The sequence below is a fragment of the Sphingomonas sp. Ag1 genome (assembly GCF_000980895.1).
GTDB classification, from domain to species: domain Bacteria; phylum Pseudomonadota; class Alphaproteobacteria; order Sphingomonadales; family Sphingomonadaceae; genus Sphingomonas; species Sphingomonas panaciterrae.
In genome coordinates this window covers 920,440-943,545 of sequence record NZ_LAZX01000094.1, presented here as the reverse complement: position 1 = coordinate 943,545, position 23,106 = coordinate 920,440, and the positions used below count along the sequence as shown (strand labels likewise).

Here is a 23,106-nt window from a genome sequence, read left to right as displayed (position 1 = left end):
ACATGGCGCGTTAAGAGCAGACTAAATCCAAATTTGCGTCAGCGGCTTTGCCCTTCACCGCAGCCTCGCTAAAGCTCACCGCAACTATCGGGAGAAAACAGCGATGTCCTCTTTCAAGCCGGTGCGTAAGGCCATTTTTCCTGTGGCCGGGCTTGGGACGCGCTTCCTTCCGGCCACCAAGGCGATGCCGAAGGAGATGCTGACCGTCGTCGACAAGCCGCTGATCCAATATGCGGTCGAGGAGGCTCGAGAAGCTGGGATCGAGCAGATCATCTTCGTCACCGGTCGTGGCAAGGGGACGCTCGAGGATCATTTCGATGTGTCCTTCGAGCTAGAGGCAACGATGAAGAGTCGCGGCAAGGGCCTGGAGTTGATCGACAATATCCGGCAGGCGCCGGGTTCTCCCGTCTATGTCCGCCAGCAGGAACCCTTGGGTCTGGGCCATGCCGTCTGGTGTGCGCGTGAGATCGTGGGCGATGAGCCCTTTGCCGTTCTGCTGCCGGACGAGCTGATGGTCGGAACGCCGGGCTTTCTGGCGCAGATGGTGGAGGCGTATGAGCGCGTCGGCGGCAATCTGATCGGCGCGCTCGAGGTTTCCCCCAGCGAGACTCACAATTACGGGATTATCACTCCTGGTGCCGTCGACGGACCGCTAACGGAGATTTTGGAAGTTATCGAGAAGCCTGCGCCGGGAACTGCCAAGTCAAACCTGATGACACCGGGCCGGTATATCCTGCAACCGGAAGTGATGAAGATCCTCGATACTCCGGTGAAGGGCGCGGGCGGCGAGATACAGCTGACCGATGCCATGGCGCAATTGATCGGCAAACAGCCATTTCACGGCTACACCTTTTCGGGACGCCGGTTCGATTGCGGGGGGAAGTCCGGCTTCATCAAGGCGAATCTTGCCTTGGCACTTGAGCGGGACGACATTGGGCCCGAGGTGCGCGCCTTTGCGGAAGCGTTACTCGCCTGAGCGTGGAGAACAGGCGGGGCAGGCCGGATCCTTCGGCACACGGATGGTACGAAAGCGACAGTCCAGCAGGTCGATCAGCGTCAGCCTGCCCGCGGGATCGGCGCCGAAAGGGGTGATGGCGCGGATCGTTTCCAGTGCCGCCATGCTGCCGAGGACGCCGGTGACCGGGCCAAGAATGCCCTGTTCTGAGCAGGTTGCCTCGTCGCGATCGGGTGCGCTGCCGACGAGGCAGCGGTAGCAGGGGAGGTCAGCTTCCCAACCGCGGTATACGGCCAATTGCCCCTCGAACTGGCCGACTGCAGCGGAGACAAGGGGGATCTGGAGTTGTAACGCCGCATCGGCAACGATGAGGCGGGTCGCGAAATTGTCGCAGCCGTCCAGAATAACATCGGCCCCGTGCAGCAATTCTTCCGCATTGCCGGCGTTGATCCGGCGAACAATGGCCGCGGCTGTCACGAAGGGGTTGCGGCTTTCGGCCGCTTTTGCAGCCTGTTCGGCCTTGAACGCGCCGGTGTCGGCCACGTCGAACAGAATCTGGCGTTGAAGGTTGGAAATGTCGACGCGATCCTCGTCGATGATGCGAATTTCGCCAAAGCCGGCACCCGCGAGATAGGCGATTGCCGGCGCGCCAATCCCGCCAGCGCCGATCACCGCGACCGTAGCCCCTTTCAAGCGTCGCTGACCCGAGCCGCCGATTTCGCGCAGGATGATCTGACGCGCGTAGCGCTCGCGCTCTTCCGGCCCGATCGTTACTGCCACTGGAACAGCAGGGATGTGCGGAACCAGCGAGTTTCGCCGACCGGCAGAAGGTTGGCGCGCGCCATGCTGAGCATCACGCCGGACGCATATTGTTCGACGGTGGGGCAGCCGATCGCTTGCGGATGGATCCGGCGCAACTGGCCGTCCTCGGCGACAAGCACTGCAAGATTGACCCGCAACCTTTTGTCGGCCGCCTCGCAGCGCCGCGCCGCGACCTCATCCCGGACGAAGGAGGAGAGGGCGGGCGGCATCGCGCGCCGGCGACGGAACTTCAGTTCGGGAAGACCGGACAGGTCGCCCGGGACGCTGGCGGCGCTTTCCTGCGTCGCAGCCACAGTCAGCGCCGGCGGGGCCTCCTCGCCCTCTGACCGGGACACGAACGCCGTCACCTGCGCCGCTTGCGCGAGTGCCAGGAGGATGACGCTCACCGCCCCGTCGACCCGAAGCCGCCACTGCCGCGATCCGTCTCGTCCAGGTCTGCGCTTTCGATCAGCGCGGCCCGCGTGACCTGCGCCGGGACAAGCTGCGCGATGCGATCGCCACGTTTGACCTCAAAAGGTGCATCGCCAAGATTGGCGAGGATCACCTTCACCTCGCCCCGATAATCGGAATCGATCGTGCCGGGGGTGTTGAGGCAGGTTATTCCATGCTTGAGCGCGATGCCGGAGCGGGGGCGCACCTGAACCTCGAAACCTTCCGGAATCGCGATCGCAAATCCCGTCGCCACCGCATGCCGTGCGCCGGGCGCAAGGGTGACATCCTCCGCAGCGACCACGTCCATGCCAGCCGCGCCCGAGGTTGCATAAGCAGGAAGGGGGAGGTCGGCACCATGCGGCAAACGACGAAGGCTGATGGTGATCACGACACATTCTCCAGCGCGTCAGCAATGCGCGCGGCGAGACGATCCGCCACGGCCTGCTTCGGCATATGTTCCCACGTTTCTACTGCGGCCGCGGACACGAGGTGGACCGCATTGGCCTCGCCGCCCATGACGTCTCCCGAGACGTCATTGGCGACGATCCAGTCGGCGCCCTTTCGCGCGAGCTTGGCCTGGGCGTGAGGAACGACATTCTCGGTTTCAGCGGCAAATCCGATCAGGAGACGTGGACGCTGTGAGCCACGACCGAGCCCGGCGAGGATATCGGGATTCTCCACGAGACGCAGATCCGGAAGCGTTCCCGTGCCGTCTTTCTTTATCTTCTGCTCGGCCGCGCCGTCCGAACGCCAGTCCGCAACCGCCGCCACCAGCACCGCGGCATCGGCGGGAAGGGCGGCGTCGACTGCGGCGTGCATCTCGCGCGCGGTCTCGACATCGATACGGCTCACACCAGGTGGGGTCGGCAGTGACACCGGGCCGGCAACGAGCGTCACGCGAGCGCCAAGCGCCGCCAGTGCGCCGGCGATCGCGAAGCCCTGTTTGCCGGAGGAGCGATTGGCGATGTACCGCACCGGATCGATCGGCTCATGTGTCGGACCGGCGGTGACCAGCACATGCTTGCCGGCAAGGCGAGCGCCCGGTGCCGTGATCTGACCGACGGCATCTGCGGGCGCCGGCGCCAGGCCAAGCTGTCGCTCCACCTCGGCGACGATCGCTCCCGGCTCCGGCAGTCTGCCGGGTCCGAATTCGCCGCACGCCATCGCCCCTTCATCGGGGGCCATGATCCCGACTCCGTCGGCGCGCAGCCGCGCGACGTTGCGCTGGGTTGCGGGGTGCTGCCACATGCGCACGTTCATCGCAGGCGCGGCAAGCACGGGCTTGTCCGTGGCGAGCAGGAGCGTGGTGGCGAGATCGTTCGCCAGTCCGCCGGCCATGCGGGCGAGCAGGTCTGCGGTGGCCGGCGCGACGAGCACCAGATCGGCCTGCCGGCTGAGCTGGATATGGCCCATCTCCGCCTCGTCCTTCAGGTCCCACAGCGTGGTGTGGACTTCCTGTTCCGACAAGGCGGCCAGCGTCATGGGCGTGACAAAGTGGCTGCCGCCCTCGGTAAGGACGCAGCGGACACTGTGCCCGCCCTTGCGGAGCAAGCGGATGATCTCACACGCCTTATATGCGGCAATTCCGCCGCCGACGATTAGGAGGATGCGGCTCATGAAGCCGTTCTTGTCACGGTGATGCGGCGTCTGTCGAGCGCTGCGCGCAGCAGATCGCGCAGCGCATCAGGGATGAAGATGAGCCCGATCAGCGAAACAGGCGCAACAAGATTGGCAGGGTCCGACAGGTCAGCCGGCGCCACGAGCGACAGGAAGAGGAGATATCCGACGAGCGTCGCCAGCACGCGCGCGGCGAGGGGATTGCGCCAGGCGGTCCATCCGGCAATTGCCAGGCCCATCGCGATAGCCGCGAGGGACAAGGGCGCGATCGACAGGAGCGTCGCCATGATAAGCGAGCGAACCGCAAAGCCGAAGCCCAGGATGCCGGGCCACCCGATCCACGGCTGATCCAGCGGTCCGGTGACGGCGCCGACGGCGCGGGCATGGAACCAGAGCGCGGCGGCAAAGACGATGGCCGCGATGGCCCAGCCCAGCATCTCGCGCCCATTGCGTTCCGCCAGCGCGAACGCAGCCATGATGATGGCGAACAGCGCAGCGCCCTCATGAATCAGCATCGCGCACAGGCCGATCGCGACTGACGCCATGGTGCGTTCCGGCAAGCGAATGGCCAGTGACAGGGCGATCAACAGCCCTGCCCATAGTTCGTGTCCGGTGACCTGCTGCCCGAGCAGCGCCGTCCCCATGCCAACCGCCGCCAACAGCGTCGCGGCGAAGCGGGGGATCGGGCGCGGCAGAATGTCGCGAAGGCGGCGCCACCATGACGCGAGCGTCAGCAGGGCAAGCGCGTAGAGCAGAAGCGCCGCCGCGACGCGGCTGACGCCGGCCTGGATCACCGACAGCGTGGGGAGCCGCACCGCGACCCAGGGCCGGACCGGTTGGTCGCCCGCACGCAGCGCGTCGATGACCGCGGAATAATAATCCGCGCCGTGGCGCAGCGCGTCGACCGTCGAGCCATAAACGATGGCACCGGCCTGATCGTCGACCGGGGCTGCGGCCTGTTGCAGCGACGGCGTGCCGAGCGCCGTCAGAGAGGCGAGCAGAAGCAGCGCCAGCAGCGCCAGGAACAGGCGCGCGCGCGGTCGCGGCAATCCCGCAAAGCGGGACGGCGCGGCGAGCAGGAGAGGGCGGCCGACGGCCGTACGCATGTCAGCCGATCATCGTCCAGGTTGCGGCAATCCCGGCGAGCGCGCTGGCGAGGCCAACCGCGGCATAGCGCCAGCCACCGCCGATCCGCACGACCTCAATCTCGCGCAGCGGGGGCGCTGGCGGCGCGCCACCGGGCGGCGGGAAGCGTGCCTCGATGCGGCGGACCAGTTCGGGCAGGCGGTACAGCGTCTTTACGTCCGAGACGATGCGGTCGGCGATGGCGGCTTCCGGCCCCAATTCGGTGCGGATCCATTCCTCGACCAGCGGACCGGCGGTCTCCCAAAGGTTGATGTCGGGATCGAGCGCGGTCGCGACACCTTCGACCATCACCATCGTCTTTTGCAGCAGCAGAAGGTGCGGCTGGGTGACCATGTCGAAGTCGCGGGTGATCGAGAAGAGCCCATCGAGCATCATCCCGATCGACATTTCCTTCACCGGGAGGCCGCGCATCGGCTCACCCACGGCGCGCAACGCGGTGGCGAACTCGGCGACATCATGGTGCGGCGGGACGTAACCCGCCTCAAAGTGAATCTCGGCGACGCGCCGGTAATTGCCGGTGATCAGCCCGTAGAGGATCTCGGCGAGCCAGATTCGCGCCCGCCGATCGATCCGGCCCATGATGCCGAAGTCGACCGCCGCGATGCGGTTGCCGGGCAAGGCGAAGAGATTGCCCTGATGGAGATCGGCGTGGAAGAACCCCTCCGCGATCGCCTGGCGCAAAAAGGCGTGGATCAGCGTCTGGGCGAGCAGCGGAAGGTCGTAGCCGGCAGCCGCGAGCGCCTCGCGGTTCGACAGCTTGATGCCATCGATCCATTCGAGCGTGAGCACCTTTCCTGATGTGCGTGCCCAGTCGATCGCCGGCACGTGGAAATTGGGCTCCGAGGCCATGCCCTCTGCCAGTTCGCTGGCGGAGGCGGCTTCGCGGCGGAAATCGAGTTCGCGCGCGGTCCAGCGCTTGAAGGTGGCGATGACGAGTCGCGGCTGGAGCCGGGTGATCTCGCCGCCGCCGTTGCGATCCGCGGCCTCAAGCTGAGCCGCGGCCCATTCATAGGTGTCGATCGCTTCGGCGAAATCAGACTCGACGCCGGGGCGCTGCACTTTGACCGCGACGGAACGACCGTCGATAGTGACGGCGCGGTGGACCTGCGCGATCGACGCGGCGCCGACTGGGGTTTCGTCGAAGCTGGCGAAGAGGGTTTCCAGCGGGCGGCCGAGGCTCTTCTCAATCTGCGGCTTGATGACGCTGAACGGTAGGGGCGGGAGCGCGTCCTGCAGGCGCAGGAGGTCGAGCGCCGCCTCGTCGCCGACGATGTCGGGACGGGTGGCGAGCGTCTGGCCGAGCTTGATCGCGGCGGGGCCGATCGCCTCGAACGCATCGGCATAGCCCGGCTGCGCGGGCACGCGCGCGCCGAAGCGGGCGAGGCGCAGCATCCGCCGCACGCGGGGCGGCGTGTTCGGATCCTGCTCCAGGCCGCGTAGCGCACCGTGACGGGCGAGCGTGCGGCCCCATTTGAGCAGGCGCCAGCTATGGACGATCGAACTGGTCACTTACCTCTCCCGCGCCGGGGAGAGGGGACGGGCAGCGATCATATCTTCCAGCCGCTGTGGATCGCGACCAGCCCGCCGAGCAGCGGCTCCACCTTCGTCTGGGTGAAACCGGCGTCGCGGATCATGCCCTCGAACGTCGGCATGTCGGGGAAACGGCGGATCGATTCGATGAGGTAGCGGTAGCTGTCGGCGTCCTGCGCCAGCAGCTGGCCCAGCTTCGGCACCATCTTGTGCGAATAGGTGTCGTACACCTCCTTGAACCCCGGCCAGGTGGTGGTCGAGAACTCAAGGCAGAAGAAGCGGCCGCCACGGCGGAGCACGCGATGTGCCTCGCAAAGGGCGGCGGGAATGTCGGTGACGTTCCGGATGCCGAAGGCGATGGTGTAGGCATCGAAGAAACGATCCGGAAAGGTCAGCGATTCGGCGTTCGCCTCCGTCCAGACCAGGCCGTCGATGCCGCGGTCCTGCGCCCGCTTCATGCCGACCTCAAGCATCGCGGGGTTGATGTCAGCGACGGTGATCGATGCGCCGGATGTCGCGAGCCGGAAGGCGATGTCGCCGGTGCCGCCGGCCATGTCGAGGATCTGCTCCCCGGCGCGCGGCTTCACGCGGCGCACGAAGCGGTCCTTCCACAAACGGTGCATGCCGCCTGACATGGCATCGTTCATCAGATCGTAGCGGCTGGCGACGTTGGTGAAGACGCCGCCGACGCGGGCGGTCTTCTCCGTGGCGGGGATGTCCTCGTAGCCGAAGGAGACGGTTTCGCTCATGGTCGCGGCTCTAGCCCGGTGCAGCGCAGCGGGCTAGGGGGCGCAGGTGCCGGAATTACCTGAAGTCGAAACCACGGTGAGAGGGCTGCGCCCCGTGCTGGAAGGCGCGCGGGTCGTCTCGCTGGAGCTGCGCCGGCCCGATCTGCGCCGGCCCTTCCCGGATGACCTGAGGCAGGTAATGACCGGCGCGACGATCACGAGCCTCGGGCGACGGGCGAAATATGGCCTGATCAATACCGATCGCGACCAGGCGATGATCTTTCACCTGGGCATGTCGGGGCGGTGGCGGGTCGATCCGCAGGAGCTGCTGCCGCACGACCACCTGGTGATCGAGACCGACGCAGGGCGCCGTGTCGCGCTGAACGATCCGCGCCGATTTGGCTCGGTGGACCTGTGGCCGAGCTCGGACATCGGGTCGTTTCCGGCGTTCATCGGCCTGGGTCCGGAACCACTTGGCCCCGAACTGACCGCCGGCGGCCTTAAACAGGCGCTGCATGGCCGGCGGGCATCGATCAAGCTGATGCTGCTCGACCAGCGCATCGTCGCGGGCCTCGGCAATATCTATGTCTGCGAGGCGCTGTACCTGGCGCGCATTTCCCCCAAGCGCGCGGCGGGGCGAATATCGCTGGCGCGACTCGAGCGACTCGTCGAGGCGATTCGGGCGGTTCTGCTGTCGGCGATCAAAGCGGGCGGATCGTCGCTGCGCGATTATGCCCGGCCGGACGGCGAACTGGGGTATTTTTCCAAGCAATTCGCGGTTTATGGCCGCGAAGGGCAGCCGTGCGCTTGCGGCGGAACGGTGCAGCGTTATGCAGAGGGCGGACGTTCCACCTTCTGGTGTCCGACGTGCCAGCGCGGTTGACCAAGACGAGCGATATCGTTAAGGGCAGCGGCTTCCAGGGCCGATGGGTGTTCCCGCCGCCCTTTTTTCATCGACCGATATTTCGAGGACTGTAAATGGCGAACACGCCGCAAGCGAAGAAGCGCATCCGCCGCAACCAGCGCCGGGCCGAAATCAATGGTGCGCGCGTGAGCCGCATCCGCACCTTCGTGAAGAAGGTCGAGGCAGCGCTCGCAGCGGGTGACAAGACGGCCGCATCGGCAGCCCTTGCAGCGGTTCAGCCGGAACTGCAGCGTGGCGTCGCGCGTGGCGTGCTCCACCGCAACACTGCCAGCCGCAAGTTCTCGCGTCTGACCAAGCGCCTGTCGGCGCTCGCCTGATCCAGCGGGCCTTCCCGGAAAAGGGGAGGCCGAGGATAGCGAAAAGGCCGGGTGGCTTTGGTGCCACCCGGCCTTTTGCCGTGCGCGCTCGTCGCGTCGCAACTCGCCCGATCAGAGGAAGGCGCGGCCGCCGGTGACCGGGATGGTCGCGCCGGTGATGTAGCTGGCCTCGTCGCTGGCGAGCCAGACATAGGGCGGAGCCACCTCTGCCGGCTGGCCGGCGCGGCCGATCGGCGTGTCGCTGCCGAAGTTCTTCACCTTTTCGACCGGCATCGTGGACGGGATCAGCGGCGTCCAGATCGGGCCCGGCGCGACCGCGTTCACGCGGATCTTGCGATCGGCCAGCATTTTCCCGAGCCCGGCAGTGAAATTGTAGATCGCGCCCTTCGTCGTCGCATAGGCGAGCAGTTGCTCGCTGGGATCCTCGGCATTGATCGAGCTGGTGTTGATGATCGAACTGCCCGGCTTCATGTGCGCGACGGCTGCCTTCGCCAGATAGAACATAGAATGGATGTTGGTGGCGAAGGTCACCTGCCATTCTTCGTCGGAGATATCCTCCAGCCGGGCAAAGGTGGCCTGATGGGCGGCATTGTTGACGAGGATGTCGATCCGCCCGAACGCCTCTGCCGTCTGGGCGACGATGGCGCGGGCATGGGCGGGATCGCTGATGTCGCCGGGCAGCAGGATTGCGCGACGGCCAGCGTCCTCCACCAGCCGCTTGGTCTCCTCGGCATCCTCATGTTCGTCGAGATAGCTGATCGCCACATCGGCGCCCTCCCGGGCATAAGCGATCGCGACGGCGCGGCCGATGCCGCTGTCGGCGCCAGTGACGAGGGCGCGTCGGTCGAGCAGGCGGCCGTGGCCAACATAGCTATCCTCGCCATGATCGGGGCGGGGATCCATCGGCGCGGTGCGGCCGGGCATAGGCTGCTGCTGTTCGGGGTAGGGCGGTTCGGGACGGCGGGGCATGGCATTCCTCATGATGGGGATGCCATCAACAAGTCGCGGGAACGGTGGCCGTTCCGCGCGATCCACGCTCCCTAAACACAGATCAGCCTATCCGGCGGCTGCGGGCACGCAAGATGCCGGCAGCCGCCGCGTGCCTAGCGCAATGAGCGATTGCCGAAGTTGAGCCGGGTATAGACCATGAAGCTCTTCAACCCATCGTCGCCGTAGAAGGGCTTCAGCGCGTCGGGATAGGCATAAGCGCTGGCGAGACCACCGAAGGCGAGGCGCACATCGCGGGTGACCGGCACTTCGACCTGATAGCCGAGGCTGAGCTTGTTCACCGTGAAGATGTCATGGTGAAGCGGGTTATCCTCCCCGAACAGCTCGCCCTGATCGTTGCGTTCTGCGCGGGCGTAGACGGTGTGCTTGTCGTCCCAGCGAATGAGGCTTTCGGCGAGCCAGGCGTTGAGCACCGGGCCGGGCTGCAGATCCTTGCGGCTCCACGCGACGGTCGTGGCCCAGTTCGCGCCCGGCCCGAGCGGCTTGTTCCACGTCGTCGAGGCGGTGGTGCGCTGCTCGTTTTCGTCAGGGTGCAATTGTTCGGGCGATTTCAGGAAGCCGGTGGACGCCTGGAGCGACAGATTGGCGGTCGGGTTCCAGAACGCACGGACCGACCAGCTGTCGAGCCGTGGTGTTTCGATGTCCCAGCGCTTTTCGTCCGGCTCGCGGCCCTTGAAGGCGCTGGCCTCGATCTTCCAGGTGCGGGTGGAGAAACCCGCCGTGATGACGCCCCAGGTGATGTGGGTCGAATCGAACCAATGGTGGCCGAGCGGCGCCTCCGGATTATCGAGACCGGAGAGGCGGTGCATGAAGGTGGGCGGGCCCAGCGCGGGCTCACCGGGGAGGCCGGCATAAAGGAATGCCGCGCGGCCATCGCCCAGATCGTGCGAATAGCTGACCGCAAGCTCCATGAACAGATCGTGCGGGTGCTGGCGATCGACCAGCTTGTTCACGCCGTCCGCCGTTTCGCCAACCGCGAACAGCAAGGGATAGCCGCGGCGACCCATCAAGGGATCGAGCGACAACATGCCGCGAAGGCCCAGCCGGCCATGCTCACCGATCGGGCGGTTGGCCATGACCATCGCCATCGACTCGACGAAATTGTGCCGGTCGCCGCGCGGGCCGCCCTGGTCGGAATGAACCAGCGTCGCATTGCCCTGCGCCATGCCCATCCAGTCGCCGGCGTGGAACATGGTGGCGAGCACCGGCGAGCTATCCGGCTGCCACGCCGTTCCCGATGCCTCGCGGCTCATCCCATAGGGGCCAAGCATCGCCGGCATCTGATGATCCGCGCCATGGTTCATCGCGGCGGCGCCATGGGCGGCATGATCCATCATGGGCGCGTCGTGTTGCGGTTGCTGGCCGTGGCTGCTGTGGGCGGCGTGCGCGCCCGCCTGAGGCGTTACGGCCTTGCCCATCTCGTGCCCGGCGTGGGGGGCGCCCTGCGCGGCCGGGGTGGCGGGTGAGGGCGGTGCTGCCGGCGTGGCAGGGCCGGTGTGATGATGGCCATGGCCTTGTGCCGTATGGGCCGCGGCGGCGGCGGCCTGCGCTGGCTCCTGCGCACGGGCGGCCGCCGAGAGGGCGATCGCAGCGCCGGCGACCAACGTCATCATCGTCTTCATCGTACAAGCATCCAGATCGCCATCCCAAGCATGAAGAGGTTTTCGGTAAGAGAGACAAAGCCAAGCGGCACGTTGCTCGACCCGCCGACACAGGCGCATTTCAGCGTGCGCCGATCGATATAGACCGCCTTGAACACCGACACCGCGCCGACGCCGCCGAGCAGCAGCGCGAGCGGGATCGAGATCCAGTCGAGCACGCCCGCCGTCATCAGCACCCCGGCCAGCGCCTCCCCGAAGGGATACAGATAGGCATAGGGCACCCAGCGCCGGGCGAGCAGGTCGTAGGAGAGGAACATGGTCGAGAACCGTTCCACGTCCTGCAGCTTCAGCAGCGCCAGCACGCACATCGACAGGCTGACGAACCACATCGCCGCCTGTTCGGTAAAGGGACTGCCGAAGGCGGCGAGGCTGGCGGCAAGCGCCATCAGTGCCGTCATCGCAAAGACCGCGATCACCGGGCGGTAGCTGGTCTCTCCCGGCGCGGGCATCCGCTTGCCCAGGAAGCGTGTCAGATCGTCGTTGCCGCCGATGCGCTGCCCGTCGATGAAGGTCTGCGGCGTGGTCTGTACGCCGTGCGCCGCCTTGAACGCGTCCACCTCCGCGCGGGTGCGCAGCGGGCGATCCTCGACGACATAGCCATGACGTTCCAGCCGCCATTTCAACTTCAGGCCGGAGGGGCACAGATGGTCGGGCAGCACCATCCGGTATAGAACGGCTGTCTTGTCGCGCCGCATGGTCATTGAAGCTCCTTACGCGCCGGTCCTTGTTCGGTGCGTTCGGAGGCCGATATAGGTTCTGTACTATGGTACGGAGTCAATGGGGTGGCAGGCATGGGATCGATGACGATTGCCGGACTGGCGCGCGAGGGCGGCGTCGGGGTCGAGACGATCCGTTATTATCAGCGCCGCGGACTGCTGAGCGAGCCCGAGCGGCCCGCCAACGGCGTGCGACGCTATGACGGCGAAGATGTGCGGCGATTGCGCTTCATTCGCGCGGCGCAGGGTGCCGGTTTCTCACTGGAGCAGATCGGGGAATTGCTGGCGTTGGACGCTGCACAGGACCGGGCGCGTGCCCGGGCGCTGGCGGAGGAGCGGATTGCCGAGTTGGATCGCCCGATCGCGGACCTGCAGGCGGCGCGCAACTGGCTGAGCGAGTTGGAGCGCGACTGCGCCTCGGGCAATGCCGGGCCGTGCCCGATCCTGAAGGCGTTTGCGGGGTAGCGGGCTCACGTTCTGGTGCGCTCGCCGACAAGGAAATGAAGGGCGCTGACGCGCGCCGCCGGGCGTCAGCGAATGGCGATCAGTGACTTGGTCAGCCCCATAACGCGTTCGCGCTCGATGACGGCATCGGGAAAGAGATGCTGCATTTGTCGTGCGGTCAGGAGGTTGACGGACTGCACGTTCGCGATCGCTGCACCCACGTTGTCCTGGCGGGCGCGAAAGCCAAAGCCGCGGCGCATCAGCAGTTCCATTCGCAACGCCTCCGGCAACCAGTGAAACCCGAGGGTGCGGAAATGCGGCTCCAGCGGGAACCACATGTTCGGGGTTTGAACAAAATAGTGTGGGGCGAGGCGGCGGACTTCCGCAGCCATTGCCGTCATCTCGCGCCAGTGACCGACATGCTCGATCACGCTGTTCGAATGGACGATGTCGAACGTGTTCGCGGGATGATCTGCCATGTGGCAGGCGTCGCCGGGGCGCAGGTGATAACATCCGTCATCCAGTGTCGGGGCGCCCAGGTTGACGATGGTGATATCGAGATCGAGCCGTTCCCAGACTGGTCTGGTCGTCTGCCAATAGGCCTTTGACCCGCCCAGATCGAGCACCCGGATCTGTCGCCCATCCGTCAGACAGTGCCGTTCCATATGATCGACAAAGCGCTGGAGCCGCCTTCGCCGGTAGGATGAGCCATCGATCTCTGCCTCGATCTCCTTGTCGGCGCGAGTCGTGGGCGCAGCGAGACTCACCATCGCCGACTCGCGCATAGACCACGGGCGCCGAGGGCAGCGAACAGCTTGTCGGGGTAGGCGGGATTATTCCTCCCAGTCGTTTCGTCGCGCGCGTCAAGCCACCGCATGAAGTCCCCCCTTGGTCAATCGTCGCCGGGTTGCAGCACGGTCACCTGCGGTCGGCAAGGTTGCAGGTCGGTCTTCTCGCCCGATACGGATGAGAAAATCCGGCGAGCTCTGTTGGATACCGCTTGCGGCGGGAGACGCCGTGATGCGGTTGATCTTGATCGGCGGCGGGAGACGCCTTGCACCGGCAGCGTGGCACGCCCGGAGGCTGTGCGCTGGTGACCCCTACGGGAGGGGTGACCTACTCAGAAAATCGCCGCTTTTGGCGCGTTTCCGAATAGCACGCTGCCTGGCTGTACCTGTTCGCTGTACCAGTTTGCTGGCTCTATTTAGGTGTAGCGTAGCATTCCGTAAAGAACCGGCGGGGACGGAGCCGATCTGCCAACGTGAGCACCGGGTGTAGGTCGGGCAGGGCGCGCCGCCTTGGTTGGGACGGCGCGCAACGTGTCAGCAGGACCCGAGGAGTTCCCCGTTCGCCGTGAACGGGATCGGGGAACAGGCGAGTTTCACCATCGCGCACCCCTGCCAGGAGTTGAAAACCGCCGCAATCACGGCGTCCTGAAGCAGCGGGTGCCGCGAGAACTCGCCAGCGGCCCGGCCGGCCGATGTGGCATCGACGGCCGTGTCCCGCAGGATCACGTGCTCGCCCGAAAGCTCGACGCCGCCGCCGAGGTCGGCGACACCGCGCACGATCCCGTCAGCCCAGAAAAGGCCAACGTGACCGCGCTCGCCGCGCACACCAGCGCCGTACCAGCTCTGCTCGAGCGTACGGGCGATCGTCCGCAGCGCAGCCTGGCGGCCCTGCGGAATCCGGTCCAGCGCCACGAGCGCGAGCGGATCGACAAAACCGATCGCGCCGACGGCGAGCGCGGCGTCGCGCGCTGCGCTCCGACCACGTTGCCGATCGCGGAATCGCGCGACGTCTTCGGCGACGTCCTCGAGCGAGTTCACGTGCCACTGATCCCGGAAGGGACGCAGCATGTTGCACGCTTCGCCTTCGACGACGATCTCAACCCGGCCGAGGCCGAACGCCGACGGCAGATCGATCGGGCTCAACCGAGCCTCGATCACGCGGCCGCGAACGCCGGATCGAGCCAGGCGGCGCAGGCGCGCGCGCGCATCCTTCTCGGCGGCTGCGCGCAGCGCGAGCGCATCGTCGAGGCGTGCAAGCACCTCCGCCAGGCGCGAGCGCACCTCGTCCACGCTGTCGCGCAGCTCGGCTTGGTTGGGCGTGAACGCCACGACGATCCGCTGATGCCCGCCGGGAGCGAGGTGCAGATCCACCTCGAGGCCGAGGTCGCCTTCAGCAAGCGCGCGCACACGATAGTCTTCGGGATACGGCGCGAGCAGATCGTTGTGCTTCAGCGAAGCCAACGCCTCCTCGAGCATCTCCGAGAACGTGTGCACCGCGTTTGCAACAGCCATCGGCTGAAAAAATTCGAACTCGTTCGACATTTTTGATATCCTGATATCAACTTCGGCACTGGTTGCCGTCCCGGTTTTCATCCCTCGGATGATCCCCGTTCGCGTCATCCAGACGCCTTCGTCCGTCGCCTGCAGGCGACGCGGGCGCTGCCTTCGCAGCGCCCGATAACGCGCGCATGAGGGCTTGACAGGTTTTCGAACGTCGGTAGAATTGAAAAGTATTTCATCTCACGCCTCTGTCTCACGTGAGTACTGATCAAGCATCGGGCTTCGTAGCCGTGGCGCTGTGATCTCCGACCGATACTTGCAAGGTTGCGCGGGGAGGGGCGACCACTCAGGCTACCTGTTCCTCGCGTCGCCAGCCATAGTGTTGCGAGTACCAATGCGATCCCCAGATCGTGGTTGGTGCCGCTCCAACGTCGGCACATTCGCGACAAGCGATCTGGCGCCAGGATCTAACAAGCATACGCGAGCGCTGCCGTGAAGCGCCCGTCGGCGCTGCGCAACCTCGCCGCGAACCGTCCGCTTCGACGCATACCCGGTCATTCACGCGCCCCTTCCCGCTGCCCGAGACCTGCCGCTCGCTCATATGAGCGGACGGATCGCTTGGAAACGCCTTGCCAGTACCGCGGAATGACTGAGATTGGGGACTTTTCTGCCCGGCAGCTATCGGCACCTTAATGTAGATAGCCGCCGTAGGCGGAGCTCTCCTGCATATTGTTTCCCGAAATGGGTTGATGAACGTTGGCCCGCGGTAGGGGCGGCTCGAACACCGGGCAGCGGGCGCGTTAATCCCGTATTCGTAGGTGATCCATCGCGCTGCGTTCGAGTTATCGTTTGAGAATCACCTCGCGGAAGAACACCGAGCTTATATTCTAGTTGCCATGCACCCGCTTTTTAGGACCGCGTAATGACCAGCGAAGGGGATTGGATTCATCTCGTCACCCGAGTTGTCGAGATCGTCGGCATCGCCATCATCGTAGCGGGTTCCTTCGGTGCCTTAGCTGTTTTCCTGTCTAGGATGGCGAAGGGCGGCGCGCCCCGGGAGACCCTGGTCGCGGCGTTCCGCTCCAACCTCGGTCGCTCGATTCTGCTCGGGCTGGAGTTCCTGGTCGCGGCCGACATCATCAACACCGTTGCCGTCGAACCGACCGTTCACAGCCTGATCGTGCTTGCTGGCATCGTGCTCATCCGGACGTTTCTCAGCTTCTCCCTCGAGGTGGAAATCGAGGGGCGCTGGCCCTGGCAGAAGGCCGTGAAGCCGGCCGACGCTGATAAGGATCAAGGTCATTCCGGCGACCAAACCGGGTCATGACGGCAAACATTGGAACGGGAAGCGGCATCCGCCAGTTCGCATCGGAAAGCAGGAGTTTAACGATGCAACAGCCGGGTCTCCACGGTCGCCATCGCGACAAGAACGACGAGATCAGCCGCAAGCACGGCAACACGTTAGTAAGCACCCTGCGCAAGATCTACGGTTCGTCGTTCGCATCCGGTGCGCAGCCGGGAGAAACGCTGTCCGAGGTACTTGCTGAGATGGATGAGCCATCTCTCTCCAAACTTGTGCACGATCACGAGCGTGGCGATTTCGAACACAGGATTTCTGCCGCATAGGCTTGGAGCAGAGAGACGGAAGACGTTTGTTTATCGCGGTCCCAAGTTGCGGCCGCCGCGAATAAACCCGTGCTGTCGCGACATCACCGCATTTGGGACCACTGCGTCCACCACGGCAGAGTGTCTGGAAGCATGCCCTCCCGATCGGCGAGCTCCTCAAGGGCGAAACGGAGATGCCCGACTATCTGCCCGATCAGCAGCGCGGCGTCCGTTCCCTCCAGCTCAGCGCAAGCTCGCGAGAGGTGGGCAATGTCCGCTGCCAGTGTCTCAAGGTCGGTGAGCATCGATCCTACCTCCTACGAGCCTGCTAGCGCATTTAGCGCCTGGAAAGGTTGTTGCACATCGGAAGTGGACGCTGTCGAGACCCACTTCCCGGAGCGCCCATAACAAAGATTGACACAACTAGGCTTCTGCCTGAGGGCGTGACATGGCTATCCGGCAAACCCGTAACGTATCCCTGACCCCAGAACTCGATGCCTATATCGACGCGCGGGTTTCCGCCGGTGACTACAACAGCGCCAGCGAGGTCGTGCGCTCTGCGGTGAGGCTGTTGCGCAAGCATGAGCCCGCGTCGCAATCGCCTGTCACCATGGTTGTCGCCTCAGCGAACTGACATGCCAAACAATCCGAAACAGCAGGCTGCGCTCGCGCGCGCGGTCCTCACCAGCGCGACCGATTTCGCGATCATCACCACCGACCTCGCGGGTCTCATCACGAGCTGGAACCCGGGCGCCGAGAAACTGCTCGGCTGGTCGGAAGATGAACTCTGCGGTGAGCACGCCTGCATCTTCTTCACGCCCGAAGATCGGGCGGCGGACCGCTGCGAGCTGGAGATGGTGCTCGCCCGCGATCAAGGCCGCTGCGAGGACGAGCGTTGGCACATGAAGAAGAATGGCTCGCGCCTGTGGGCGTCGGGTCTGATGATGCGCTTCGAGGATGATGAGACGGGCGAGCATATCGGCTATCTCAAGATCCTGCGTGACCGGACTTCGCAGCATGAAGCCAACGAGGTCATGCGCGAGAGCGAACGCCAGTATCGCGCACTGACCCAGGCGCTGCCGGGCTTCGTGTTCGCGACCGATACCGCTGGTCGCAACATCTTCTCCAACGAGAACTATCAGGATTATACGGGCCGGGATCTCGCCGGACTGGCGGGTGAAAACTGGGCCGACACCGTCCACCCCGACGACCGCGACAGCATTGTGCAGATGTGGCGAGCCGCGGTGGAAAGCGAGGGCAACTTCGCCGAGAGCATCCGCTTCCGTCGCCACGATGGAGCGTATCGCGCGTTCCGATGCCGCGCGATCCCGGAACGGAACGATGCGGGCGAGATAACGCGCTGGATCGGCACCTGTGTCGACGTCGAGGATCAGCAGCAGGCGGAGAGCGACCTAGCCTATGAGAAGGGTCTGCTCGATGCGGTGGTGAGTCAGGCACCGATTGGTATCTCGATCGCACCCGCCTCGCCCGATCGCCAGCCAGTCATCAACGAGAAGCTCAGGGCGACGCTTGGTCATGGAGCGAAGGGCGAAGGTCTCGAGCGCTACTCCAATTACGGGGCCATCAGGGAAGACGGCAGTGCGTACGAGCCGCGGGATTATCCGACTGTCCGCGCGCTGACGACAGGCGAGCGTGTGGACCGCGAGTTGATGCGCTACCGCGTCGGCGAAGAGGGTGACCATCCCGCCGGTTCGCTTCGGCGGCTGGAGGTAAGCAGCGGACCGGTACTTGATGGGGGCGATGCCATCGTCGCGGCTGTCACCGTCATACAGGACATCGAAGACGCGCTCCAGGCTGCGGACGCGATGCGATGTCTGGAAGCCGAGCGCGAGCGCAACCGTGCCGAGCTCCAGCTCGCGCTCGATGCCGGCAAGCTCGGGACGTTCTCGATCAGCGTTCCCGACCAGGTGCTCACCACCTCGCGCCAGTGCCGAGTCAACTATGGCCGTAATCCTGACCTGCCCTTCACGTTCGAAGAGCAGCAGGCATGCATCCACCCGGACGACCGTGAAGACCGGATGCGCGCGATCCAGCACAGCGTCGACACCGGTCAGGAATATGACATCGCCTTCCGGATCCGCTGGCCGGACGAAACCGAGCATTGGATTCACTCGCGCGGACAGGTGGTGCGGGACGCAAACGGCGCGGTTATCGCGCTCGGCGGGGTCAGTGCGAACGTCACCGCCGAGAAGATGCAAGAGGTCGCCCTCAACCGGCTGAACCTGGATCTCGAGCATGCTGTCGACCGCCGGACGGGCGAGCTGCTCGCCAAGAACGAAGAGCTGCTGGCCCAGATTGCGGTGCGAGAGCAAGCGGAAAGCGCGCTCCGGCAGGCGCAGAAGATGGAGGCGGTGGGCCAACTCACCGGCGGTGTCGCACACGACTTCAACAATCTGCTGACGATCATCAAGTCGTCGGTCGAGCTGCTGTCGCGCCCCAACATCACGGAGGAGCGCCGCAAGCGCTACACCGACGCGATCTCCGAAACCACAGACCGCGCAGCCAAGCTCACCGCGCAGCTCCTCGCCTTTGCGCGTCGTCAGCCACTCAAGGCCGAACATTTCGACCTCGGCAATCAGTTGCTGTCGTCGCTCCCGATCCTGCGCACGACGACCGGATCGCGGATCAACATCGTGACGAGTGCCATCGCGGTCGGTGCCGGGGTGGAGGTTGACCGCAACCAGTTTGATACGGCCATCCTCAACATGATCGTCAATGCCCGGGACGCGATGCCCGAGGGCGGTGAGATCCTGATCTCGACGGGCCAGTCCGACCGTATTCCGGCGGTGCGCAACCATGTCGAGGCGATTGGCGATTATGTGACGGTGACCATTGCCGACACCGGGACAGGCATGGATGCCGGTACGCAAGCGCGCATCTTCGAGCCCTTCTACACCACCAAGGAAGTCGGCCGGGGCACAGGATTGGGACTGAGCCAGGTCTATGGCTTTGCCAAGCAGTCGGGCGGTGAGGTCATCGTGAGGAGCGAGGCAGGCGTCGGCACCGAATTCATCCTCTATCTGCCTCGCGCGCAGGGCGCGTCCAGTACGGTGAGCGTTGCGGCGCCGCATGAGGAACGGGTCTCGTCGCCCGGAGAAGGCTGCGTTCTGGTTGTCGAAGACAATCAGCTCGTCGGTGAGTTCGCGACCCAGTTGCTGGAGGATGTCGGTTACGGCACCGTGTGGGCGCCTAATGCGCAGGTCGCGCTCGACCGGATCAACGAGCAGCCGGACCGCTTCGATGTCGTATTCACCGACGTCGTGATGCCGGGGATGAGCGGGATCGAGCTGGCGCAGGAACTGCGCCGCCTCCATCCCGAGCTGCCTGTCGTGCTCACCTCGGGCTACAGCCAGGTGCTGGCCCAGGAAGGTGCACATGGCTTCGACCTGCTCCAGAAGCCCTATAGCGTCGGCAAGGTTGTCGACGTCCTCAACCGGATCAAGCGCGGATGACCGAGACAAGTCAAACCGGCCTCATGGCTGATCAGGACGATCGCGAACGCCGTCGCTTGGTGGCGCTCGAGCAGTATGGCGTGCTCGACACCCCGCGCGAGACAGCCTTCGACGAGGTTGCCGAACTGGTGGCGGCGATCTGTGAGGCCCCGATTGCCGTCGTTAACTTCATCGCCGACGGTCGCCAATTTTTCAAAGCGGAAGTGGGCCTTGGCGTGCGCGAGACGCCGCTCGAGACGTCCTTCTGCGCGCGTGCGATCCTCGAGGAGGACTTCCTCCTCGTGCCGGACGCGACCCAAGACCCGCGGTTCGACTGCAACCCGCTCGTGACGGACGAACCGCATCTGCGCTTCTATGCGGGAGCATTGCTGAAGTCGCCCGATGGGCTGCCGATCGGTACGTTGTGCGTACTCGACCACAAGCCGCGCGAACTGACCGATCTCCAGATCAGGACGATCAAAGTCCTGGCGCGGCAGGTCATGGCGCAGCTCGAGCAGCGCGTCGCCGCGCGGCGTACTGCCAACACCGAAGCACGCCACCGTGCCATCGTGGACAGCGCACGCGATTTTGCGATCATCGCGATGGATCTGGGCGGCATCATCGTCGAATGGAGCCATGGAGCAGAGCAGGTCCTCGGCTGGACCGAGGCCGAAGCTCTGGGCCGAGATAACGCCCTTATCTACACCGAGGAGGATCGCGCTGCCGGCGTACCCTTGCGAGAGATCGAGTGCGCGAGAGAGGAAGGACGGGCGGTCGACGAGCGCTGGCACGTTCGCAAGGGCGGCGAACGCTTCTGGGCGAGTGGTGAGCTGTCGCCGCTCAACGACAGGTCGGGCACCCACACCGGCTATGTGAAGATCCTGCGCGACCGCACCGAGCAGCATCTCGCCGGTCAGGCGCTCGAGGCAAGTCAGCTGAACCTCCGCTGGGCTCAGGAGGCCGGCGGGGTTGGCGTGTTTCACGTCGGTATCGATGGCATCCTGCACGCCACCCCTGAGTTCTGCCGGCTCTATGGTATGGATGAATGTGCATCCAGCGCGGGTCTTTGAAGATCTCGTGATCTCCGAGGACCGGCATCTGGTGTCGGACCTTGAGTCCCGTGCGGGCGGCTCCGCTCCGACAGATGTTGAGTACCGCATTCGCCGGGCCGACACCGGTGCACTGCGCTGGATCGCACGCAAGGGTTCGATCCAACGCGATGAAAGTGGGAAGCCGGTCAGCTTTGCCGGCGTTGCCCGTGACGTGACCGATCAGCGTGCTGCGCGCGATGCGCTGGCGCGCAGTGAGGAGCGCTTCAAGACGATCGTTGAGACAATCGAGGCGGCCTTCGCGGTCGTCGAGGTCAAGTTCGACGCTGACGATCGCCCGATCGATTACCGGTTCCTTGAAGCCAATCCCGCCTTCGAGCGCCAGTCGGGGGTCGACCTGCGTGGAAAGTGGGTCACTGAGTATGCGCCGGACCTGGAACAGTTCTGGTTCGACACCTACGGCCACGTTGCCAAGAGCGGCGAGCCTGCGACCTTCGAGAGCTATGCAGAAGCATTCAAGCGTTGGTTCGATGTCCGCGCGGTGCGCGTCGGCGATCCAGCCGATCGGCAGATCGCCATTTTCTTCAGCGACAGCACTCCTCGCAAAGACGCAGAACGGCGTCTCGTTGAGCTGAAAGATACGCTCGAGCAGGAGGTTCAGGCACGCACGACCGAGTTGAACCGGCTTTGGCAAACATCGCCCGATCTCCTGCTGTTGATCGACTTCGAGGGCTATTTCCGCCGGGTAAATCCTGCATGGACGAGCATGCTCGGTTACGAACCGGACGAACTGATCGGCCACCATGTCAACGAGTTCGTCCTGACGGACGATCACAGTGAGACGGTCGACGCCTACACGCTGGCAGCCGAGGGCGGCATGCCGCGTATCGTCAACCGATATCGCCACAAGGACGGCTCCGTGCGCTGGATCTCCTGGGTTGCGGCGCAGGGAGAAGACGTCACCTACGCGACCGGACGCGATGTAACGGCCGAGAGACAACAGGCCGCGGAGCTGGCGCAGGCGCATGAGCAATTGCGTCAGGCGCAGAAGATGGAGGCAGTCGGCCAGCTCACGGGCGGCATCGCACACGACTTCAACAACATGCTGACCGGCGTGATTGGGAGCCTCGATCTCATCCAGCGCCATATCAAGACGGGCAGGATGGAGACGGTTGATCGCTATGTCGATGCGGCGAACACGTCAGCCCAGCGCGCGGCAGCACTGACTGCACGCCTCCTCGCCTTCGGGCGCCGACAGTCGCTCGACCTCAAGCCCATCGACGTGAATGGGCTGGTGAGCGGCATGGAGGATCTGCTGAGGCGGACGCTCGGCGAACAGGTTGCGCTCGAAACCCACTTCGCAACCAACCTTTGGGCAGGGCACACCGATGCGCACCAGCTCGAGAGTGCGCTGCTCAATCTGTGCATCAACGCGCGTGACGCCATGCCGGACGGAGGCAAGCTGACGGTCGAGACCGCGAACACCCACCTCGACGAACGCTATGCGCGCGAGCACACGGACGTGTCTCCCGGCGACTATGTCGTCATCTGCGTATCGGACACCGGGATCGGCATGGCGCCCTCAACGGTCGAGAAGGTATTCGAGCCCTTCTTCACGACCAAGCCAGTGGGTCAGGGCACAGGCCTTGGCTTATCGATGATCTACGGCTTTGCTCGTCAGGCAGGGGGGCATGTCCGCATCTATAGCGAGCTTGGTCAAGGCACGACCATTAAGCTCTATGTTCCCCGCTTCGAAGGAGAGGTCGAGGTGGCAGCCGGCGAGGGACGGCAAGCCCCAGACGGAGACGGGGAGACCGTGCTGCTCGTTGAGGACGATCCCTCGGTGAGGATGATCGTACTCGAGGTGCTCGAGGAGCTGGGTTATGTCTCGATCGAGGCCTCTGACGGACGCGCGGCCATTCCGATTTTGCAGTCGGATCGCAAGATCGATTTGCTGATCTCCGACGTTGGCCTGCCTGGCCTGAACGGGCGACAGATCGCTGAGATTGCGCGCGAGCACCGTCCCGAGCTGCGGGTCCTGTTCATCACTGGCTATGCACAGAATGCGGCGGTGCGTGGCGGCTTCCTTGACCGTGGTATGGAGATGATGACGAAGCCCTTTGCCGTCGACGCGTTGGCGACCAAGATCCGGCAGATGCTTCAAGGCAGAAATTAGCGCCCGTCTTGGGCTGTTGAAAAAACCGGTCGCCGCACGTCAATCTCTCTCGTTTTGGAAGGTTCAGGGAGACCGCCAAGGTAGGATCCGTTTTCCAATGCCTCCGGCTGGGCCGTTTTCTCAAAGCCTGTTCCCGATTGCGTTTTCCCGGAATGGTCCGTTGAAAATGGAGAAACGGGACTGCTGCGAGTTGTTGGAACGGCCGGTTAAGGGATGTCGCGCCGATCTACCCAAC

General features: G+C 64.7%; 23 protein-coding genes. 10 read left to right on the top strand and 13 right to left on the bottom strand.

Annotation, left to right across the window (positions count from 1 at the left end):
* Positions 1-103 precede the first annotated feature (103 nt).
* Complete coding sequence (galU, locus tag XM50_RS17425) at positions 104-976, top strand: UTP--glucose-1-phosphate uridylyltransferase GalU (protein ID WP_046411236.1); 873 nt, start codon at positions 104-106, stop codon at positions 974-976.
* Here galU and XM50_RS17420 read toward each other — a convergent pair.
* Genes XM50_RS17420 through XM50_RS17390 form a run of 7 tightly spaced genes read right to left on the bottom strand, consistent with a single transcriptional unit; the run spans position 965 to position 7,251 of the window.
* Positions 965-1,735: a HesA/MoeB/ThiF family protein gene (locus tag XM50_RS17420; RefSeq protein ID WP_046411234.1), complete on the bottom strand. Its 771-nt coding sequence runs from the start codon at positions 1,733-1,735 to the stop codon at positions 965-967. The genes galU and XM50_RS17420 overlap by 12 nt on opposite strands.
* The gene (locus XM50_RS17415) at positions 1,726-2,163 is read right to left on the bottom strand and encodes a hypothetical protein (protein ID WP_052742640.1); all 438 of its coding nucleotides are present in this window, start codon (positions 2,161-2,163) and stop codon (positions 1,726-1,728) included. Before XM50_RS17415 ends, XM50_RS17420 begins: the two co-directional genes overlap by 10 nt.
* Positions 2,160-2,597, bottom strand: a complete 438-nt coding sequence (gene dut / locus XM50_RS17410) for a dUTP diphosphatase (RefSeq protein ID WP_046411233.1) — start codon at positions 2,595-2,597, stop codon at positions 2,160-2,162. Before dut ends, XM50_RS17415 begins: the two co-directional genes overlap by 4 nt.
* Complete coding sequence (coaBC, locus tag XM50_RS17405; RefSeq protein WP_046411231.1) at positions 2,594-3,826, bottom strand: bifunctional phosphopantothenoylcysteine decarboxylase/phosphopantothenate--cysteine ligase CoaBC; 1,233 nt, start codon at positions 3,824-3,826, stop codon at positions 2,594-2,596. The genes dut and coaBC overlap by 4 nt, the downstream gene beginning before the upstream one ends.
* Positions 3,823-4,932, bottom strand: coding sequence for a hypothetical protein (locus tag XM50_RS17400; protein WP_046411229.1), 1,110 nt, complete (start codon positions 4,930-4,932; stop codon positions 3,823-3,825). The genes coaBC and XM50_RS17400 overlap by 4 nt, the downstream gene beginning before the upstream one ends.
* 1 nt (position 4,933) lies before the next feature.
* Complete coding sequence (ubiB, locus tag XM50_RS17395) at positions 4,934-6,481, bottom strand: 2-polyprenylphenol 6-hydroxylase (protein ID WP_046411227.1); 1,548 nt, start codon at positions 6,479-6,481, stop codon at positions 4,934-4,936.
* Positions 6,482-6,519: 38 nt separating this feature from the next.
* Complete coding sequence (locus XM50_RS17390; RefSeq protein ID WP_046411225.1) at positions 6,520-7,251, bottom strand: class I SAM-dependent methyltransferase; 732 nt, start codon at positions 7,249-7,251, stop codon at positions 6,520-6,522.
* Between the two features lie 46 nt (positions 7,252-7,297).
* Between XM50_RS17390 and mutM the strand changes: the two genes are divergently transcribed.
* Together mutM and rpsT are read left to right on the top strand one after the other, a co-directional pair.
* Positions 7,298-8,113, top strand: a complete 816-nt coding sequence (gene mutM, locus XM50_RS17385) for a bifunctional DNA-formamidopyrimidine glycosylase/DNA-(apurinic or apyrimidinic site) lyase (protein ID WP_046411222.1) — start codon at positions 7,298-7,300, stop codon at positions 8,111-8,113.
* Between the two features lie 95 nt (positions 8,114-8,208).
* A complete protein-coding gene (rpsT, locus tag XM50_RS17380) occupies positions 8,209-8,472 on the top strand; it encodes a 30S ribosomal protein S20 (protein ID WP_046411219.1) in 264 nt (87 codons plus the stop codon).
* A 111-nt stretch (positions 8,473-8,583) separates the two neighbouring features.
* Here the strand turns inward: rpsT and XM50_RS17375 are convergent, their stop codons facing one another.
* The 3 genes from XM50_RS17375 to XM50_RS17365 form a co-directional block, all read right to left on the bottom strand.
* The gene (locus XM50_RS17375) at positions 8,584-9,441 is read right to left on the bottom strand and encodes an SDR family oxidoreductase (protein WP_046411218.1); all 858 of its coding nucleotides are present in this window, start codon (positions 9,439-9,441) and stop codon (positions 8,584-8,586) included.
* A gap of 134 nt (positions 9,442-9,575) precedes the next feature.
* Positions 9,576-11,102, bottom strand: a complete 1,527-nt coding sequence (locus XM50_RS17370; RefSeq protein ID WP_156167293.1) for a hypothetical protein — start codon at positions 11,100-11,102, stop codon at positions 9,576-9,578.
* On the bottom strand, positions 11,099-11,842 hold the full coding sequence (locus XM50_RS17365) for a MauE/DoxX family redox-associated membrane protein (RefSeq protein WP_046411215.1): 744 nt from the start codon (positions 11,840-11,842) through the stop codon (positions 11,099-11,101). The genes XM50_RS17370 and XM50_RS17365 overlap by 4 nt, the downstream gene beginning before the upstream one ends.
* A 90-nt stretch (positions 11,843-11,932) precedes the next feature.
* On the opposite strand from XM50_RS17365, the gene XM50_RS17360 reads away from it, so the two are divergent.
* Positions 11,933-12,322 carry a MerR family transcriptional regulator gene (locus XM50_RS17360; RefSeq protein ID WP_046411212.1) on the top strand — a complete coding sequence of 130 codons (390 nt, stop codon included), beginning with the start codon at positions 11,933-11,935 and terminating at the stop codon, positions 12,320-12,322.
* A gap of 65 nt (positions 12,323-12,387) precedes the next feature.
* Here the strand turns inward: XM50_RS17360 and XM50_RS17355 are convergent, their stop codons facing one another.
* Both XM50_RS17355 and XM50_RS17350 read right to left on the bottom strand, forming a co-directional pair.
* On the bottom strand, positions 12,388-13,086 hold the full coding sequence (locus XM50_RS17355) for a class I SAM-dependent methyltransferase (RefSeq protein ID WP_197075579.1): 699 nt from the start codon (positions 13,084-13,086) through the stop codon (positions 12,388-12,390).
* Positions 13,087-13,623: 537 nt separating this feature from the next.
* On the bottom strand, positions 13,624-14,631 hold the full coding sequence (locus tag XM50_RS17350; RefSeq protein WP_046411210.1) for a hypothetical protein: 1,008 nt from the start codon (positions 14,629-14,631) through the stop codon (positions 13,624-13,626).
* Positions 14,632-15,511: 880 nt separating this feature from the next.
* Here XM50_RS17350 and XM50_RS17345 point away from each other — a divergent pair.
* Entirely contained in the window at positions 15,512-15,916 is a 405-nt protein-coding gene (locus XM50_RS17345) for a DUF1622 domain-containing protein (RefSeq protein WP_046411207.1), read from the top strand.
* A gap of 62 nt (positions 15,917-15,978) precedes the next feature.
* Positions 15,979-16,215: a hypothetical protein gene (locus tag XM50_RS17340; RefSeq protein ID WP_046411905.1), complete on the top strand. Its 237-nt coding sequence runs from the start codon at positions 15,979-15,981 to the stop codon at positions 16,213-16,215.
* A gap of 83 nt (positions 16,216-16,298) precedes the next feature.
* Here the strand turns inward: XM50_RS17340 and XM50_RS17335 are convergent, their stop codons facing one another.
* A complete protein-coding gene (locus tag XM50_RS17335) occupies positions 16,299-16,499 on the bottom strand; it encodes a hypothetical protein (RefSeq protein ID WP_046411204.1) in 201 nt (66 codons plus the stop codon).
* Positions 16,500-16,642: 143 nt separating this feature from the next.
* Between XM50_RS17335 and XM50_RS17330 the strand changes: the two genes are divergently transcribed.
* From XM50_RS17330 to XM50_RS17320, 4 genes are read left to right on the top strand one after another with little or no spacing between them, the layout of a single operon-like run.
* Positions 16,643-16,828 carry a type II toxin-antitoxin system ParD family antitoxin gene (locus tag XM50_RS17330; RefSeq protein WP_046411202.1) on the top strand — a complete coding sequence of 62 codons (186 nt, stop codon included), beginning with the start codon at positions 16,643-16,645 and terminating at the stop codon, positions 16,826-16,828.
* A gap of 1 nt (position 16,829) precedes the next feature.
* Positions 16,830-19,667, top strand: a complete 2,838-nt coding sequence (locus XM50_RS17325) for a hybrid sensor histidine kinase/response regulator (RefSeq protein WP_046411199.1) — start codon at positions 16,830-16,832, stop codon at positions 19,665-19,667.
* Positions 19,664-20,716: a PAS domain S-box protein gene (locus XM50_RS19295; protein ID WP_052742639.1), complete on the top strand. Its 1,053-nt coding sequence runs from the start codon at positions 19,664-19,666 to the stop codon at positions 20,714-20,716. The genes XM50_RS17325 and XM50_RS19295 overlap by 4 nt, the downstream gene beginning before the upstream one ends.
* Entirely contained in the window at positions 20,679-22,871 is a 2,193-nt protein-coding gene (locus XM50_RS17320) for a PAS domain S-box protein (protein ID WP_197075578.1), read from the top strand. The genes XM50_RS19295 and XM50_RS17320 overlap by 38 nt, the downstream gene beginning before the upstream one ends.
* Positions 22,872-23,106: the final 235 nt, after the last annotated feature.

What these genes read in the sequence shown, in the direction of transcription:
- galU (WP_046411236.1), top strand. Translation starts at nt 104, where the DNA reads ATGTCCTCTTTCAAGCCGGTGCGTAAGGCCATTTTTCCTGTGGCCGGG.
- coaBC (WP_046411231.1), bottom strand. Translation starts at nt 3,826, where the DNA reads ATGAGCCGCATCCTCCTAATCGTCGGCGGCGGAATTGCCGCATATAAG.
- XM50_RS17400 (WP_046411229.1), bottom strand. Translation starts at nt 4,932, where the DNA reads ATGCGTACGGCCGTCGGCCGCCCTCTCCTGCTCGCCGCGCCGTCCCGC.
- XM50_RS17390 (WP_046411225.1), bottom strand. Translation starts at nt 7,251, where the DNA reads ATGAGCGAAACCGTCTCCTTCGGCTACGAGGACATCCCCGCCACGGAG.
- rpsT (WP_046411219.1), top strand. Translation starts at nt 8,209, where the DNA reads ATGGCGAACACGCCGCAAGCGAAGAAGCGCATCCGCCGCAACCAGCGC.
- XM50_RS17375 (WP_046411218.1), bottom strand. Translation starts at nt 9,441, where the DNA reads ATGCCCCGCCGTCCCGAACCGCCCTACCCCGAACAGCAGCAGCCTATG.
- XM50_RS17370 (WP_156167293.1), bottom strand. Translation starts at nt 11,102, where the DNA reads ATGAAGACGATGATGACGTTGGTCGCCGGCGCTGCGATCGCCCTCTCG.
- XM50_RS17365 (WP_046411215.1), bottom strand. Translation starts at nt 11,842, where the DNA reads ATGACCATGCGGCGCGACAAGACAGCCGTTCTATACCGGATGGTGCTG.
- XM50_RS17360 (WP_046411212.1), top strand. Translation starts at nt 11,933, where the DNA reads ATGGGATCGATGACGATTGCCGGACTGGCGCGCGAGGGCGGCGTCGGG.
- XM50_RS17355 (WP_197075579.1), bottom strand. Translation starts at nt 13,086, where the DNA reads ATGCGCGAGTCGGCGATGGTGAGTCTCGCTGCGCCCACGACTCGCGCC.
- XM50_RS17350 (WP_046411210.1), bottom strand. Translation starts at nt 14,631, where the DNA reads ATGTCGAACGAGTTCGAATTTTTTCAGCCGATGGCTGTTGCAAACGCG.
- XM50_RS17345 (WP_046411207.1), top strand. Translation starts at nt 15,512, where the DNA reads ATGACCAGCGAAGGGGATTGGATTCATCTCGTCACCCGAGTTGTCGAG.
- XM50_RS17340 (WP_046411905.1), top strand. Translation starts at nt 15,979, where the DNA reads ATGCAACAGCCGGGTCTCCACGGTCGCCATCGCGACAAGAACGACGAG.
- XM50_RS17335 (WP_046411204.1), bottom strand. Translation starts at nt 16,499, where the DNA reads ATGCTCACCGACCTTGAGACACTGGCAGCGGACATTGCCCACCTCTCG.
- XM50_RS17330 (WP_046411202.1), top strand. Translation starts at nt 16,643, where the DNA reads ATGGCTATCCGGCAAACCCGTAACGTATCCCTGACCCCAGAACTCGAT.
- XM50_RS17325 (WP_046411199.1), top strand. Translation starts at nt 16,830, where the DNA reads ATGCCAAACAATCCGAAACAGCAGGCTGCGCTCGCGCGCGCGGTCCTC.
- XM50_RS19295 (WP_052742639.1), top strand. Translation starts at nt 19,664, where the DNA reads ATGACCGAGACAAGTCAAACCGGCCTCATGGCTGATCAGGACGATCGC.
- XM50_RS17320 (WP_197075578.1), top strand. Translation starts at nt 20,679, where the DNA reads ATGGTATGGATGAATGTGCATCCAGCGCGGGTCTTTGAAGATCTCGTG.